The 14,481-nt window shown below is 33.3% G+C and carries 15 protein-coding genes; 3 read left to right on the forward strand and 12 right to left on the reverse strand.

The features are described 5' to 3' along the window. Window positions 1-70: 70 nt before the first annotated feature. The 4 genes from gldD to mutY all read right to left on the reverse strand — a co-directional run bounded on the left by gldD (window position 71) and on the right by mutY (window position 3,591). Entirely contained in the window at window positions 71-643 is a 573-nt protein-coding gene (gene gldD, locus V1468_RS05615) for a gliding motility lipoprotein GldD (protein WP_331809244.1), read from the reverse strand. A 48-nt stretch (window positions 644-691) separates the two neighbouring features. After that, the gene (locus tag V1468_RS05620) at window positions 692-2,005 is read right to left on the reverse strand and encodes a gliding motility-associated protein GldE (protein WP_331809245.1); all 1,314 of its coding nucleotides are present in this window, start codon (window positions 2,003-2,005) and stop codon (window positions 692-694) included. A 16-nt stretch (window positions 2,006-2,021) separates the two neighbouring features. Further along, window positions 2,022-2,465, reverse strand: a complete 444-nt coding sequence (locus tag V1468_RS05625) for a single-stranded DNA-binding protein (protein ID WP_331809246.1) — start codon at window positions 2,463-2,465, stop codon at window positions 2,022-2,024. A gap of 76 nt (window positions 2,466-2,541) precedes the next feature. Further along, window positions 2,542-3,591 (reverse strand): A/G-specific adenine glycosylase, encoded by a 1,050-nt coding sequence (gene mutY, locus V1468_RS05630; protein ID WP_331809247.1) that lies wholly within the window; start codon window positions 3,589-3,591, stop codon window positions 2,542-2,544. A 134-nt stretch (window positions 3,592-3,725) separates the two neighbouring features. Here mutY and V1468_RS05635 point away from each other — a divergent pair, with 134 nt between their 5' ends. Together V1468_RS05635 and V1468_RS05640 are read left to right on the forward strand one after the other, a co-directional pair. Continuing rightward, a complete protein-coding gene (locus tag V1468_RS05635; RefSeq protein ID WP_076619727.1) occupies window positions 3,726-4,016 on the forward strand; it encodes an HU family DNA-binding protein in 291 nt (96 codons plus the stop codon). Between the two features lie 321 nt (window positions 4,017-4,337). Continuing rightward, a complete protein-coding gene (locus V1468_RS05640; protein WP_331809248.1) occupies window positions 4,338-5,882 on the forward strand; it encodes a ribonuclease E/G in 1,545 nt (514 codons plus the stop codon). 59 nt (window positions 5,883-5,941) lie between these two features. On the opposite strand, the gene V1468_RS05645 is transcribed toward V1468_RS05640, so the two are convergent. The 8 genes from V1468_RS05645 to V1468_RS05680 all read right to left on the reverse strand — a co-directional run bounded on the left by V1468_RS05645 (window position 5,942) and on the right by V1468_RS05680 (window position 12,755). After that, window positions 5,942-7,171 (reverse strand): DUF5686 family protein, encoded by a 1,230-nt coding sequence (locus tag V1468_RS05645; protein ID WP_331809249.1) that lies wholly within the window; start codon window positions 7,169-7,171, stop codon window positions 5,942-5,944. Between the two features lie 160 nt (window positions 7,172-7,331). After that, the gene (gene frr / locus V1468_RS05650; RefSeq protein WP_331809250.1) at window positions 7,332-7,886 is read right to left on the reverse strand and encodes a ribosome recycling factor; all 555 of its coding nucleotides are present in this window, start codon (window positions 7,884-7,886) and stop codon (window positions 7,332-7,334) included. A 45-nt stretch (window positions 7,887-7,931) separates the two neighbouring features. Next, window positions 7,932-8,639 (reverse strand): UMP kinase, encoded by a 708-nt coding sequence (pyrH, locus tag V1468_RS05655; RefSeq protein WP_331809251.1) that lies wholly within the window; start codon window positions 8,637-8,639, stop codon window positions 7,932-7,934. A 126-nt stretch (window positions 8,640-8,765) separates the two neighbouring features. Then, window positions 8,766-9,740 carry a translation elongation factor Ts gene (gene tsf, locus V1468_RS05660; RefSeq protein ID WP_331809252.1) on the reverse strand — a complete coding sequence of 325 codons (975 nt, stop codon included), beginning with the start codon at window positions 9,738-9,740 and terminating at the stop codon, window positions 8,766-8,768. 85 nt (window positions 9,741-9,825) lie between these two features. Then, window positions 9,826-10,590 carry a 30S ribosomal protein S2 gene (gene rpsB / locus V1468_RS05665; protein ID WP_278004424.1) on the reverse strand — a complete coding sequence of 255 codons (765 nt, stop codon included), beginning with the start codon at window positions 10,588-10,590 and terminating at the stop codon, window positions 9,826-9,828. A gap of 206 nt (window positions 10,591-10,796) precedes the next feature. Next, window positions 10,797-11,183: a 30S ribosomal protein S9 gene (gene rpsI / locus V1468_RS05670; protein ID WP_243473158.1), complete on the reverse strand. Its 387-nt coding sequence runs from the start codon at window positions 11,181-11,183 to the stop codon at window positions 10,797-10,799. Further along, window positions 11,183-11,638, reverse strand: a complete 456-nt coding sequence (rplM, locus tag V1468_RS05675; protein ID WP_331809253.1) for a 50S ribosomal protein L13 — start codon at window positions 11,636-11,638, stop codon at window positions 11,183-11,185. The genes rpsI and rplM overlap by 1 nt, the downstream gene beginning before the upstream one ends. A gap of 160 nt (window positions 11,639-11,798) precedes the next feature. After that, window positions 11,799-12,755, reverse strand: a complete 957-nt coding sequence (locus tag V1468_RS05680) for an L-threonylcarbamoyladenylate synthase (RefSeq protein WP_331809254.1) — start codon at window positions 12,753-12,755, stop codon at window positions 11,799-11,801. A gap of 87 nt (window positions 12,756-12,842) precedes the next feature. On the opposite strand from V1468_RS05680, the gene V1468_RS05685 reads away from it, so the two are divergent. Continuing rightward, window positions 12,843-14,474 (forward strand): ABC-F family ATP-binding cassette domain-containing protein, encoded by a 1,632-nt coding sequence (locus V1468_RS05685; RefSeq protein ID WP_331809255.1) that lies wholly within the window; start codon window positions 12,843-12,845, stop codon window positions 14,472-14,474. The last annotated feature ends 7 nt before the right edge of the window (window positions 14,475-14,481 follow it).

Raw genomic sequence — 14,481 nt, forward strand, 5'->3', positions numbered from 1 at the left:
GTATTCTCATCATTATACAAATAAAAAAAGCAGCCAATTGGCTGCTTTTTTTATTTGTATATTTTCATTATTAATGCTCTGTCCATTCTATAGATTCCATCAAGCGTTTAATATCTTTTTTAAGATATTCAGACGCAGGATAAATAGAGTCGTAATTAGGTTTAGCATAAAAGTATAAAGAACCACTTAAAAAGTGATTTGTACTATCTGTAACATAAAACTGAGATTGAGAAGCCGCATCTCCACCTACCTCATATAACATACCATAGACTTTTTCTTTAGGGTTTTCAAAAGGCTTGTAAGTTATCTCATCTGCCTTCATTGTGTGTTTTTGTGTAAGGTTTTGGGCATCTCTTAATAAGCTATCTAAATTACGCTTATTAACATTTTTGTAACTGAGATAAATTGTAGCTTTTAAAGAAGGGTATTTTACATTTATACCCTTAACGTTTCCAGAGTTTTTAGCTTTTGAAACCGAAGCAGACAAAGCATTTTTGTCAAAAGTGAAAGGTAATGAAGATTCAACTTTTTTATATTCAGCTTCTGGATACTCTAAGCGCAAATATGCTTTAGGTTTTGGTATTGGATCATTGCCACAACCTAATATAAACAAGCTAATTATTGGTAGTACTATACGTTTCATATAATTTTTTACTGTAGCAGAAGTCTTTATAAATTTAAACTTGAATGTTTATCTTAAAACTGTAAGTTTAATTTGTTTTATGCGTTTGCGTTCAAGGGCTTCAATAGTAAAAACGTAATTTTTAAAATTTATTTTACTTCCAACTCTTGGGAAGCCACCTGATATTTCTAAAACAAAACCAGCTAATGTTTCTGCTTCTCCTTTTCTATTTTCAAAATTCTCTGCTTCGTTATCTTCTAAATCAAGTATTTTATACACATCTTTAAGAGGTGTTTTGCCCTCAAAACTGTAATTGTCATCATCAAGCTTTGTAAAGACTAAGTCTTCATCATCGTATTCATCACTTATATCACCAACGATTTCTTCAATAATATCTTCAAGAGAGACCAAACCAGAGGTACCACCATACTCATCAACAACTACGGCTAAGTGTACTTTTTTAGTTTGAAATTCTACCATTAAATCATCTAACTTTTTATTTTCAGGTACAAAGAATGGTTCTCTTAATAACGTTGTCCAATTAAACTTTTTCTTGTTGAGATGAGGTAAAAGATCTTTAACATATAAAACACCTTTAACATCGTCTATACTTTCTTCGTAAACAGGGATTCTTGAATACCCATTGTCTACTATTTCTTTTATGATAGTTTCAAAAGGAGTGTCAATATTTAAGGCAAACAAGTCCATTCGAGGTCGCATTACTTGCTTAGTATCTGTATTACCAAAAGACACTATACCTTGTAAAAGCTTTTGTTCTTCTTGTGTGGTATCTTCATCGTTAGTGAGTTCTAAAGCTTGTGATAGTTGGTCTACACTAAGATTAGAACGCTGTTTACCAAATCGTTCCTGAATTTTGAGCGTAGTATAACGCATAGGAAGACTTATTGGAGAAAATATAACATCTAATACTCTTAAAGGCCTTGCCATAAATGAAGCGAACTTTACGCTGTTTCTACTTGCGTATATCTTAGGGATAATTTCACCAAATAATAAAATGAGAAAAGTAGCAGAGACCACTTCTAATAGAAATCGCATAATTGTATTGGTAACATCTTTAAAAAGTGTTTCGCCTATAAATGCAAATAGTAATACTATGGCAATATTTATAAAGTTATTGGCAACAAGAATAGTTGCTAATAGTTTTTTTGGGCGTTCTAATAAATTGGCAATAATCTGCATGTTTACAGATTTGTTTTCTAGACCTTCATCAATATTAGATTTGGTTAATGAAAAAAGTGCTACTTCGGCACCAGAAATCAATGCAGAACAAGCTAATAATATAACAAGCAGAATAATACTGGTTATAAAAGATGTATTGGTGACTATTAAATTTGAAATTAAAACCGAGGGTTCTGGATCCAAAATAAAACTAATTTAATTAAAATGGTAAATCGTCATCCTCTTCTGGTGTAACGCTATTTTGCACAGGTTGTTGAGGTTGAGATTGTTGTTGAGCACCAGATGACTGTGTCTGTTGCTGTTCATTTTTATTTGTTAAGAAAGTAAAGTCTGTACACTGTATTTCTGTAGAGTAACGCTCCATACCTTTATCATCAGTCCACTTTCGGGTTTTAATTCGTCCTTCAATGTATACTTTATCTCCTTTAGTAAGATATTTTTCGCAGATTTCTGCCGCCTTATTTCTTACCACTATATTGTGCCACTCAGTGTTAGTAACACGCTCATTAGTGGTTTTGTTTGTATAGGTTTCGTTTGTTGCTAAAGGAAAGCGACCAACGCAGTTTTTGTCATCGAAATAATGCATTTTTACTTCATCTCCTAAATGCCCAATTAGCATTACTTTATTCAATGTTCCTGACATAATTATAAATTGTTTTAGCTTACAAAGTTACTTAATTTGTAATCACACATTTAAAATTAAGAAAAAAATGTGATTCTTATAGATCATTGAAATTAAAAGCTTCAATAAAGCTGCTAATTAATACAGGGACGGGATAATTTTTTATCTCTTTTATGGCAATACTATTATTTGGTAATTCTTTGGTTTCAATAATCCAGAATTTGGTATAGAGATGTTGATGCGATAGTTTATGAACTTTATCTTCTGTATTGTATAAGGAATAGTCAAATTTTAAATTATTTAAAACAGAATCTTCTGTATTAAGCAAATGAAATTCTTCTGAAGACAAACTTTTATGAGATTCTAATAAAGGAAACTGATATAAGTTTTGCCAAATACCTTTTGAGGTTCTTTTTTCAAGAAATGTGTTCTTATTGTTGTCTATGCATACTAAGAAATTAAAAAATCGGGTTTTCACTTTTGTTTTCTTCAGCTTTACAGGTAAAAACTCAATCATATCTTTTTGAAGCGCAATACAACTATCGTTTAGCGGACAAACAGTACAATTAGGATTTTTGGGTTTACATTGCGTAGCGCCAAATTCCATAATAGCTTGATTAAATTTTGCAGGCTGTTCTTTATCAATAAGGTTAGAGGCTAATTTTTTAAACTCTTTTATACCATCGGTTGAATTTATCGGAGTTTTAATACCAAAATAACGAGATAGAACCCTATAGACATTACCATCTACTACAGCAGCCACTTCATTAAATGCAATTGAGGCTATAGCACTTGCAGTGTAATCGCCAACACCTTTAAGCTTTAATAAGTCTTTATAATTATTAGGGAAATGACCATTTAATTCAGAAGCTACATGCTTGGCAGTAGTATGAAGGTTTCTTGCTCTGGAGTAATAACCAAGCCCTTGCCATAATTTCAAAACCTCTTCTTCAGAGGCATTCGCAAGATCAAAAACAGTAGGATATTGCTTAATAAAAGCATCATAATAAGGTAATCCTTGCTTAACTTGTGTTTGTTGCAAAATTATTTCTGAGAGCCAAATATGGTATGGATTTTGAGTGTTCCTCCAAGGTAAATCTCTTTTATTGTTTGAATACCAGTAAGTTAGTTTGTTTTTAAAATCCATTGAATTTTTAAATGCTTCAACAAAATTAAATCTTTATTACGTTAAATTTTAATTAATTACGCTTGAAATATTGAAATTAAATTACCTATATTTGCATCCCTTAAGATTTAATAGTAACCCTAAAACTAATAACAATGACAAAAGCCGATTTAGTAGCTAAGATATCTGATAAATTAGGTATGGAGAAAGGTGACGTACAAGCTACGGTAGAAACTTTTATGGAAGAAGTAAAATCATCACTAGAAAGTGGAGATAATGTTTACCTAAGAGGTTTCGGAAGTTTTATAATTAAAACAAGAGCTGAGAAAACAGGTCGTAACATTTCAAAAAATACTACGATTAAGATTCCTGCTCACAACATACCAGCTTTTAAACCAGCTAAAGTATTTTTAGAAGGTGTAAAATCTAATGTTGAAGTAAACTAAAAACATTAAAAAAAATATTAATTTAAAAAGCATTATTCATTATGCCAAGTGGTAAAAAAAGAAAAAGACACAAGGTAGCGACGCATAAGCGTAAAAAACGTAGACGCGCTAATCGTCACAAAAAGAAATAAGCTGGGAAAAAGTAGTTTTTAGACTACTTTTTTCAGTTTTAAAAAACGTTCTTTGATATAAAATTAAGTGTATTTAATAGAGTACATCTTAATTTGTTTGGATTTTCCGATATATATTATCGGAATCCTGTGTCAAATAATTTAGTAAAATCCATCTACCTCAATTAAGAGATAGATATAAATTAACATCATGAACAAAGAATTAATCGTAAGATCGAGTTCAGATATTGTTGATTTTGCCTTATTAAAAGATGGAAAACTTATTGAATTACATAAAGATGAAGAGGATAATAACTTTGCAGTAGGTGATATTTTTATTGCTAAAATCCGCAAAGTTATTCCAGGACTTAACGCAGCTTTCGTTAACGTAGGCTACGAAAAAGATGGGTTTTTACACTATCATGATCTTGGGCCAAAATTACCTTCGCTTTTAAAATTCATTAAACGTGTAAGCACAGGAAAATTAAGAGATTACAGTCTTAAAGACTTTCCGTTTGAAAAAGATTTAGACAAAAATGGCAGTATTGCCAATGCGCTTAAGTCTAATCAATCAATTTTAGTACAAGTAGTAAAAGAACCAATTTCTACAAAGGGACCTCGCATTAGTTCAGAATTGTCTATTGCAGGTAGATATATTGTTTTGGTACCTTTTTCTAACCGAATTTCGATTTCTCAAAAAATTGAATCTCAAGAAGAAAAAGACAGACTAAAACGATTAGTAAAAAGTATTACTCCCAAAGGATTTGGTGTTATTATTCGTACTGTAGCAGAAGGCAAAAAAGTTGCCGAGCTAGACAGTGATTTACAGAACTTGCTGACGAGATGGACAGCAATGTGTAAAAAGTTGTACAAAGCACATCACCCAACAAAAGTTTTAGGTGAAATGAATAAAGCATCTTCTATTCTTAGAGATATTTTTAATGATTCATTTTCTGGTATTGTTGTAGATGATGAAGAATTGTACATACAAGTAAAAGATTACGTGCAAAAAATTGCACCCAAAAAAGAGTCAATTGTAAAGTACTACAAAAATGGTATTCCGGTTTTTGAAAAATACGGCATAGAACGCCAAATAAAAACTTCTTTTGGAAAAACCGTTTCTATGGCTAAAGGTGCTTATCTTGTTATAGAACATACCGAAGCTATGCATGTTATAGATGTAAATAGTGGTAACCGTTCTAACAAAGAAAAAAGCCAAGAAGACACAGCCTTAGAAGTAAATTTAATTTCTGCAACAGAAATTGCCCGTCAACTACGCCTCCGAGATATGGGAGGAATTATTGTAGTTGATTTTATAGATATGGGCAGAGCAGAAAACCGAAAACAACTTTACAACCATCTCCGTGAAGAGATGAAAGATGACAAAGCAAAGCATAAAATATTGCCGCCGAGTAAGTTTGGTTTAGTGCAAATTACCAGACAACGCGTTAGGCCAGAGCGCAATATTAAAACTAAAGAAGAAAATCCTAATCTCGTAGGTGGAGACGAAATAGAAGCACCAATTAAAGTAGTGCAACGTATTAAGCAAGACCTAGAAAGGATTATTAAAAAAGACTATAAAAAGATAACCTTAAATGCACATCCTTTTATAGCAGCCTTTTTAACCAAAGGGTATCCATCAGTACGTACAAAGTGGTTCTTTGAACACAAAAAATGGGTAAAAATTATACCTAGAGATGCTTACACATATCTTGAATATCATTTTTTTGATAAAGATGGTAACAAAATCAAATAATATCTATTAGAAAAGCCCTTCCAGAACTTGGAAGGGCTTTTTTTATTACTATAATTCTTCTATAAAGAGATATTAAAAGTAAACTTAAAAGCAATATTATCTTCAAAATTAGGAAGATGATATGCACCATATCGATAGGCAAAACTCAATCCAAAACCAAGTAGAAGTCTGTTAATCTCAAAACCAGATTCAGAATAGAGATGATTCAGCCTATTAAAGGTTATTCCTTGGTGTCTATTGATGCTTTTCATGTCTCCTAGCGCATATCTAGAAATAAGTACTAATTGAGGCTTAAAACGCTCTGTAATCTTAAATGGTCTAAAGAAATGTTTTAGCTGAAGGGTAGAGAATTTGTCGCTAAAAAATTCATTAAAATACATGGTCTCAAAGCTATTAAGACCAGCTACAGAAAAACGTTGTAATATGGTTTCTTTGGTAATATTATTTGGATAGGCATGATACAAATGTGTTAGTGGTGTTTCGCCGCCTGCAATACCTGCCACAAGCGTAATATTCGTTTTAGATTCATTACTATGCGTAAATTGTTGAATAGTCCTAAAATCTAGTTTAGAAAAATTAAAGTCACTACCAAAAACAGATTTAAAACCTTGAGTGAATTGTAATGTAAATTTAGGATAACCATCTCTGGTTACTACAATTTGATCTTCTTTTAGTTCAAATTTGCTAAAAGGACTCCATTGCAAACTAAATTTAGCTGTGCTTAAATCAAAAGTGTTAAAAGACTCATTATCTAATACAAAACTGTAGTTGTATGTAGGATTGATTTTGCTTGCTGAAAATTGCGTTTCAGATAATAAGTGGTTAGATATTTTGTGCTGTACACCAATAGATTTTGTGATGTGTCTGTGAAATAAGTCAATGTTTAGAAGTCTGGGCTCAAAAAAGGTAAAGAAGCGTTTGTCTGTTAAAAACGTTGAGCTACCAGTTTCTTTTAGATCATCAGTATACGATAAATTTATCCATGTGTTGGTAGATTCATTAACTCTAAATCCTCCACCAATACTATATTTAAACCTAGTGTCTTTAAATCCATAAACAAGGTATCCGTTTACTCTATAACGATCAGAAAAGCTTTTGTTGGTGGTACCTCCTAGACCAGTTCTAAAACCTTCATATTGATTAAACTTTATGAGATACCTTAAGTCTAAATCAAAAAAATTAGTAGGTAAAAAGCCATTTCCTAAATTCTTAAGAAATTCAGCTTTTTTTATAGAGTCTCTGGCTATTTTAACAGAATCACTTTTTTTAGAAACAGGATTCTGTGCCATGCAAAATGTCGCAAAGCAAAATAAAATAATAGCAAGAGACTGCTTAAGCATGCAAATGGATTAATATTAAAAGCTAAATAAAACACGTTGCTTTTAACCTGAAACAAATTTCAGATTGGTATTACTCTTACCAATTAAAAAAAGAAAAAAATGAGGCTTATTATACCGTCATAATTTCGTTTTCTTTTACATCAAGGATTTTATCTATTTTCTTAACGTAAGAATCAGTAAGTTCTTGTACATCGATTTCTGCATTTTTCTGTAGGTCTTCCGAAACATCAGATTTTTTGATATCATTCATAGCATCCTTACGTGCATTTCTAACACCAACTTTAGCATCCTCAGCTTCGGCTTTAGCTTGTTTTGCTAAATCCTTTCTTCGTTCCTCTGTTAATGGCGGAACATTGATTATGATGGTTTCACCATTATTCATAGGATTAAAACCTAAGTTGGCTAACATAATACCACGCTCAATTTCTTGTAACATGCTTTTTTCCCAAGGCTGTACAGAAATTGTTCTTCCATCTGGTGTATTAACGTTTGCAACTTGGTTTAAAGGAGTTTGAGATCCGTAATAATCTACCATTACACTGCCTAACATAGCAGGACTTGCCTTGCCAGCTCTAATGTTTACCAATTGTTTTTCTAAATGCTTTACAGCATTATCCATTGCTTCTTTTGCAGAATCTAATATAAATTGAATGTCTTCGTCCATAATTTTTAAATTTTAATTGTGAGTTATCAAAAGTTAAGCCAAAACCTAAAGGTTAACTTCTGTACCTATGGTCTCACCAGAAACTACTTTTAGTAAGTTCCCTTTTTTGTTCATATCAAATACTATAATTGGTAATTTATTTTCTTGACTAAGTGTAAACGCGGTAGTGTCCATAACCTTTAATCCTTTTCTAAGAACATCATCAAAAGTAATATGATCAAACTTTACTGCACTACTATCTTTTTCTGGATCTGCAGTATAGATACCATCAACACGTGTGCCTTTTAAAATAACATCTGCTTCAATTTCTATTGCTCTTAGTACAGCTGCAGAATCTGTTGTAAAATATGGATTACCTGTTCCACCACCAAAGATAACCACACGCCCTTTTTCTAAATGACGCATCGCTTTACGTCTTATAAAAGGTTCTGCTACTTCGTTTATTTTTATGGCAGTTTGAAGTCTAGTTGGTATATCAGCGTCTTCTAAAGCACTTTGCAATGCTAATCCGTTGATAACAGTTGCAAGCATTCCCATATGGTCTCCTTGTACACGGTCCATTCCATTACTGGCACCAGCAACTCCTCTAAATATGTTTCCGCCACCAATAACAATGGCAACTTCTACACCCAAGTCGGTAATTGTTTTAATATCTTGAGCATATTCTGCTAAACGTTGTGGATCTATACCGTATTGACGCTCTCCCATCAAGGCTTCGCCAGATAATTTAAGTAAAATTCTTTTGTATTTCATGGTTATTTTGAAAGTTGAACAAAGCTACATAATTATTAGCATCTGTAAAAGTGAAAAAAAAGCCAAAAAAAAGCCTCTCAAAAAATTGAAAGGCTTTTAACTTTATAAATTATTTAGGATAATTAATTATCCTACTGAAGCACGTTTGAAACCAGTTACTTCAACATCTCCAAATGTCTTAACGTATTCAGCAACAGTTTTCTTTTCGTCCTTAATGAATTTTTGATCTAATAGACACTGCTCTTGGTCTAAAGTTGTGTTGTCAGAAATAAAACGCTCCATTTTACCAGGTAAGATTCTATCCCAGATTTGTTCTGGCTTACCTTCAGCTTTTAACTCAGCTTTAGCATCTTCTTCTGCTTGTGCTAAAACTTCTGGAGTTAATTGTGCCATAGAGATATACTTAGGAACATTCTTTAATGTTTTACCTAAACGACCTAATTCTATGTTTTCTTTTTCGATTACAGCAATACGAGCTTCAGTTTCTGAAGCTACATAAGCAGGATCAAAATCTTTGTAAGATAATGTAGTTGCTCCCATAGAAGCTACTTGCATTGCGATATCTTTTACTAAAGTATCAGCGTTATCTACTTTTGCAGATAAACCAACTAAAGCAGCAATTTTGTTAATGTGAACGTACTGTCCTACAAATGGTGCGTCTAATTTTTCAAAAGAAGTGATGTCTAATTTTTCACCGATGACACCAGTTTGCTCAACTAATTTTTCAGCAACTGTCATACCACCAAAATCAGAAGCTAAGAAATCTTCTTTAGAGTCAAAGTTTAATGCAGCTTCAGCAAGATCGTTAGCTAATTTCACGAAGTTTTCATTTTTACCTACGAAATCAGTTTCACAACCTAATACAATAGCAACACCAGAAGTGTTGTCTGCATTTATTTTAGCCACAGCAGCACCTTCAGACGAATCTCTGTCAGCTCTCTTTTCTGCAACTTTTTGTCCTTTTTTACGTAATACTTCAATGGCTTTATCAAAATCACCACCAGCTTCAACTAAAGCTTTTTTACAATCCATCATACCAGCACCAGTTGCCTGTCTTAGCTTGTTTACTTCTGCTGCTGTAATTTTTACAGTATTTTCCATAGTGTTTAATTTAAAAAAGTCGAATAATTAATGTTCTGCGAAGAAACGAATTAAACGACTTTTATATATTTTCTAAATGTTATTTTTATTCTTCTTCTTGATCTGCTACAGTAGCTTTTGCAGCTTTCTTAGCTTTTCCGCTATCTTTTTCTGCACGCTCAGCTTTTCTTTCGTTTAAACCATCTTGAATTGCAGATGAAACGATTGATAAAACTTTGTTGATAGATTTTGAAGCATCATCGTTTGCTGGGATAACGTAATCTAACTGACGTGGGTCAGAGTTAGTATCTACCATTGCAAAGATTGGAATGTTTAGTTTTTGAGCTTCTTTAATTGCGATGTGCTCTCTTAAAGTATCTACAACAAATAAAGCGCCTGGTAAACGTGTCATATCAGAGATAGAACCTAAGTTCTTTTCTAATTTTGCACGTTGACGGTCTATTTGTAATTTTTCTCTTTTTGATAATGACTCAAAAGTACCGTCTTTTTTCATACGATCAATTGAAGACATTTTCTTTACAGCTTTACGGATTGTTACAAAGTTAGTAAGCATTCCACCTGGCCAACGCTCAGTAATGTATGGTTGGTTTACAGCGCCTGCTTTTTCAGCAACGATGTCCTTAGCTTGTTTTTTAGTTGCTACGAATAAGATTTTTTTACCTGATGCAGCAATCTTACTTAACGCTGCACAAGTTTCATCAATCTTAGCAGCTGTTTTGTAAAGGTTAATGATGTGAATACCATTACGCTCCATGTAGATATAAGGAGCCATGTTTGGATTCCACTTACGTGTTAGGTGACCAAAATGTACACCTGCGTCTAGTAGTTCTTTTACTTCTACTTTTTCCATTTTTGTGATAGTTTACGTTCTGTTGAATTAGCAATGACTAAGTGGTTTTTTAGCCTTAATCATTTAGATGCTAAACTAAATCCTGACTGTAAAGTCATGGACAACAATAACTGGTTTATAATTTGCTGCACTATGCAGCGGGTTTCAATAAAATAAAATAATCCAGAACTTGATAAGTCAAGTTCTGAATTAAGTGTTGTTGGATATTAACGTTTAGAGAACTGGAATTTCTTACGCGCTTTCTTCTGACCGAATTTCTTACGCTCTACCATTCTTGGATCTCTTGTTAATAGACCTTCTGGCTTTAATATTGCTCTGTTTTCAGCATCAAGTTCGCACATTGCACGAGATAATGCTAAACGTATAGCTTCCGCCTGGCCGGTGATACCACCTCCATATACGTTAACAGTAATATCAAAGTTGCCATCATTGTTAGTCATAGCAATAGGTTGGTTTACTTTATACTGTAAAGTTCCAGTAGTAAAATAATCCGCCATGTCTTTTTTGTTCACCGTAATGTTACCTTTTCCTGGGGCAACGTATACACGGGCAACAGCCGTCTTTCTACGGCCAATTTTGTGAATTACTTCCATTAGTTAAATTCGTTTAAATTAATTGTCTTTGGTTTTTGAGCTTCGTGAGCGTGCTCAGCACCAGCAACAACAGTTAAGTTTCTAAAAAGAGCTGCACCCAATTTGTTTTTAGGTAACATTCCTTTTACTGACTTTTCTACTAATCTGGTTGGGTCTTTCTCAAACATCTCAGTAGCAGTCAGGCTTCTTTGACCACCTGGATAACCTGTGTGACGGATATAACTTTTTTCCGTCCATTTGTTACCAGTTAAGTTGATTTTTTCAGCGTTTACAACAATTACGTTGTCACCGCAATCAACGTGTGGCGTAAAGTTAGGCTTGTGCTTACCTCTTAAAAGTATTGCTACTTTTGAAGCTAAGCGACCTAAAGTTTGTCCTTCAGCATCAACTAAAACCCACTCCTTATTAACGGTAGCTTTGTTAGCAGAAACTGTCTTGTAGCTTAATGTATCCACACTAATTTGATTTATTATTGCACCCAAGGGTACAAAAGATTAAACATTCCTCTTCCGAAAAAGAGTTTGCAAATTTACGATAAACAATTGGATTGGCAAACTCTAATTAAATGTTTTTTTGTATTGAAAATCAGGTGTTTTAAATTGTTTGAACTTAGGTTTACTTTGTAGCACGTTGCAATCTGTCATTTATCGATTTACCCAAGCCATAATTAGGAAGACGTTCTGCAATGATAAGGTCCAAGTCTTGTTGGTCCAACTGATGTAAAGCATCATACAGTTTTGAGGCGGCTTCTTCTAGATTTTTACCTTCGGATAGTACGATTTTGAAATGAATAGCATCATCGGTCAAAATATCATTATATGTTAGAAGTCCTATTCTTAGATTTTTGTTTGCCTCAATAGCTTCTTTAAGATGACTGGTGAGAATGGTTTTGGTTTTTGGTGCATAATGGCGTTCTAACATTCCTGGCGCATCAGGTGCAACTTCTTTTTTGTTTTTAATTTCGATAGTTCCAACTACAGCTTCAATAGCTTCAATAGAAGTTGAACCGAGTCTATAAATTATAGGTTCGCCATCTTCAAAACCTATAATAGTAGATTCAATGCCACTTTTACAAGCTCCACCATCCAAAACCATTTTTATTTTATCCTTAAAATAGCTTTCTACATGCTCAGCTTTGGTTGGGCTTATTCGGTTAAATGGATTAGCACTTGGTGCTGCAAGCGGAAAATCTAATTGATTTAAAAGTTCTAAAGTAGTTGGATGATTCGGAATTCTAACGGCAACCGTATCTTTTCCGCCAGTAATTAAATCTGGGATTATAGATTTCTTTTTTAAAACCAACGTTATCGGTCCTGGCCAAAAAGCTTCAGCCAATAATTTTGCCTTTTCAGGAATTGCTTCAACAATAGTTTTTAGATAATCTATATTAGGAATATGAACAATCAACGGATTAAAAAACGGACGCTCTTTAGTTTCAAAAATTGCTTTTACCGCTTTTTCTGAAAAGATATTGCCAGCCAAACCATAAACCGTTTCGGTTGGAATGGCAACAAGCTCTTCATTATTAAGAAGTTCTACGGCTTTAGATAGGTCTGTTGAAATGATGCTCATAGCAGGTTTAAAATGCAATATTACTTCAAAAAAATCAAAGATTTATCTTTCGGCTTTTAGTAGTTTTGCGCCTTTAAAATTAAAGCTATGATTTCTGTAGATAATTTAGTTGTAGAATTTAGTGGTCACACCTTGTTCAGTGATGTGTCTTTTACTATAAATGAGAATGATAAAATTGCTCTTATGGGTAAAAATGGTGCCGGAAAATCTACAATGATGAAAATTATTGCTGGTGTTCAAAACCCTACAAAAGGCAATGTTAGGGCACCAAAAGATGCCGTAATAGCATATTTGCCTCAGCATTTGTTGACTGAGGATGATACCTCTGTTTTGGAAGAAGCATCAAAAGCATTTAGTCACGTTTTTGAAATGCGAGATGAAATGGATGCACTAAATAAACAACTTGAAACCCGAACCGATTACGAATCTGAAGACTATATGAAAATTATAGAACGCGTGTCAGATTTGGGTGAAAAATACTATGCTTTAGAAGAGGTAAATTATACTGCTGAAGTAGAAAAAGCACTTAAAGGCTTAGGGTTTAAACCAGAAGATTTTAATAAACCAACAAGCGAGTTTTCTGGTGGATGGCGTATGCGAATTGAATTGGCAAAAATTTTACTTCAAAAACCTGATTTAATTCTGCTTGATGAGCCAACAAATCATATAGATATTGAATCGGTAATTTGGTTAGAAGATTTTTTGGTGAATAAAGCCAAAGCAGTAGTGGTTATCTCTCACGATAGAGCGTTTGTAGATAACATTACAAACCGAACCATAGAAGTGACTATGGGTCGTATTTACGATTATAAAGCCAACTACTCACATTATTTACAGTTGCGTGAAGACAGAAGAGCGCATCAAATAAAAGCTTACCAAGAACAGCAAAAATTTATAGCCGATAACCAAGCGTTTATAGAGCGTTTTAAAGGCACTTATTCTAAAACCAATCAAGTGGCATCGAGAGAACGTATGCTAGAAAAACTTGAAATTATTGAAATTGATGAAATTGACACATCGGCTTTAAAGTTACGTTTTCCAAAAACACAGCGTTCTGGCGACTATCCTGTAACGGTAAAGGATGTGTCTAAATCGTATGACGATCATGTGGTGTTTAAAAATGCAAACATGTCTATTGCTCGTGGCGAAAAAGTATGCTTTGTGGGTAGAAATGGTGAAGGAAAGTCTACCATGATTAAAGCCATTATGGGACAAATTGATGTTGAAGGTACTTGTACACTAGGTCATAATGTTCAAGTGGGTTATTTTGCACAAAACCAAGCAGCACTTTTAGATGAAGAACTTACTATTTTTCAAACCGTTGATGAAGTCGCTAAAGGAGATATTCGTACACAAATAAAGAATATTTTGGGTCGTTTTATGTTTAAAGGCGACGATATTGATAAAAAAGTAGGTGTGCTTTCTGGTGGTGAAAAAACCAGATTAGCCATGGTAAAGTTGCTACTAGAACCTGTAAATCTTTTGATTCTAGATGAGCCTACCAACCATCTCGATTTAAAATCAAAGGATGTTCTTAAAGACGCTTTAAAAGAATTTGATGGCACTTTAATTTTAGTATCTCACGACCGTGATTTTCTTCAAGGGCTGTCTAAAAAAGTCTTTGAGTTTAAAGACAAACGTGTCATAGAACATTTTGAAACTATTGATGATTTCTTAGAACGTAACCGTATAGAAAATATTAAAGCCCTCGATTTATAACTTCTCA

The sequence above is a fragment of the Winogradskyella poriferorum genome, from assembly GCF_036553625.1.
In the GTDB taxonomy this organism is placed as follows: domain Bacteria; phylum Bacteroidota; class Bacteroidia; order Flavobacteriales; family Flavobacteriaceae; genus Winogradskyella; species Winogradskyella poriferorum.

What these genes read in the sequence shown, in the direction of transcription:
- rpsI (WP_243473158.1), bottom strand. Translation starts at nt 11,183, where the DNA reads ATGGAAGTAATTCACAAAATTGGCCGTAGAAAGACGGCTGTTGCCCGT.
- gldD (WP_331809244.1), bottom strand. Translation starts at nt 643, where the DNA reads ATGAAACGTATAGTACTACCAATAATTAGCTTGTTTATATTAGGTTGT.
- tsf (WP_331809252.1), bottom strand. Translation starts at nt 9,740, where the DNA reads ATGGAAAATACTGTAAAAATTACAGCAGCAGAAGTAAACAAGCTAAGA.
- V1468_RS05635 (WP_076619727.1), top strand. Translation starts at nt 3,726, where the DNA reads ATGACAAAAGCCGATTTAGTAGCTAAGATATCTGATAAATTAGGTATG.
- V1468_RS05625 (WP_331809246.1), bottom strand. Translation starts at nt 2,465, where the DNA reads ATGTCAGGAACATTGAATAAAGTAATGCTAATTGGGCATTTAGGAGAT.
- frr (WP_331809250.1), bottom strand. Translation starts at nt 7,886, where the DNA reads ATGGACGAAGACATTCAATTTATATTAGATTCTGCAAAAGAAGCAATG.
- rpsB (WP_278004424.1), bottom strand. Translation starts at nt 10,590, where the DNA reads ATGGAAAAAGTAGAAGTAAAAGAACTACTAGACGCAGGTGTACATTTT.
- pyrH (WP_331809251.1), bottom strand. Translation starts at nt 8,639, where the DNA reads ATGAAATACAAAAGAATTTTACTTAAATTATCTGGCGAAGCCTTGATG.
- mutY (WP_331809247.1), bottom strand. Translation starts at nt 3,591, where the DNA reads ATGGATTTTAAAAACAAACTAACTTACTGGTATTCAAACAATAAAAGA.
- V1468_RS05685 (WP_331809255.1), top strand. Translation starts at nt 12,843, where the DNA reads ATGATTTCTGTAGATAATTTAGTTGTAGAATTTAGTGGTCACACCTTG.
- V1468_RS05680 (WP_331809254.1), bottom strand. Translation starts at nt 12,755, where the DNA reads ATGAGCATCATTTCAACAGACCTATCTAAAGCCGTAGAACTTCTTAAT.
- V1468_RS05645 (WP_331809249.1), bottom strand. Translation starts at nt 7,171, where the DNA reads ATGGCACAGAATCCTGTTTCTAAAAAAAGTGATTCTGTTAAAATAGCC.
- V1468_RS05640 (WP_331809248.1), top strand. Translation starts at nt 4,338, where the DNA reads ATGAACAAAGAATTAATCGTAAGATCGAGTTCAGATATTGTTGATTTT.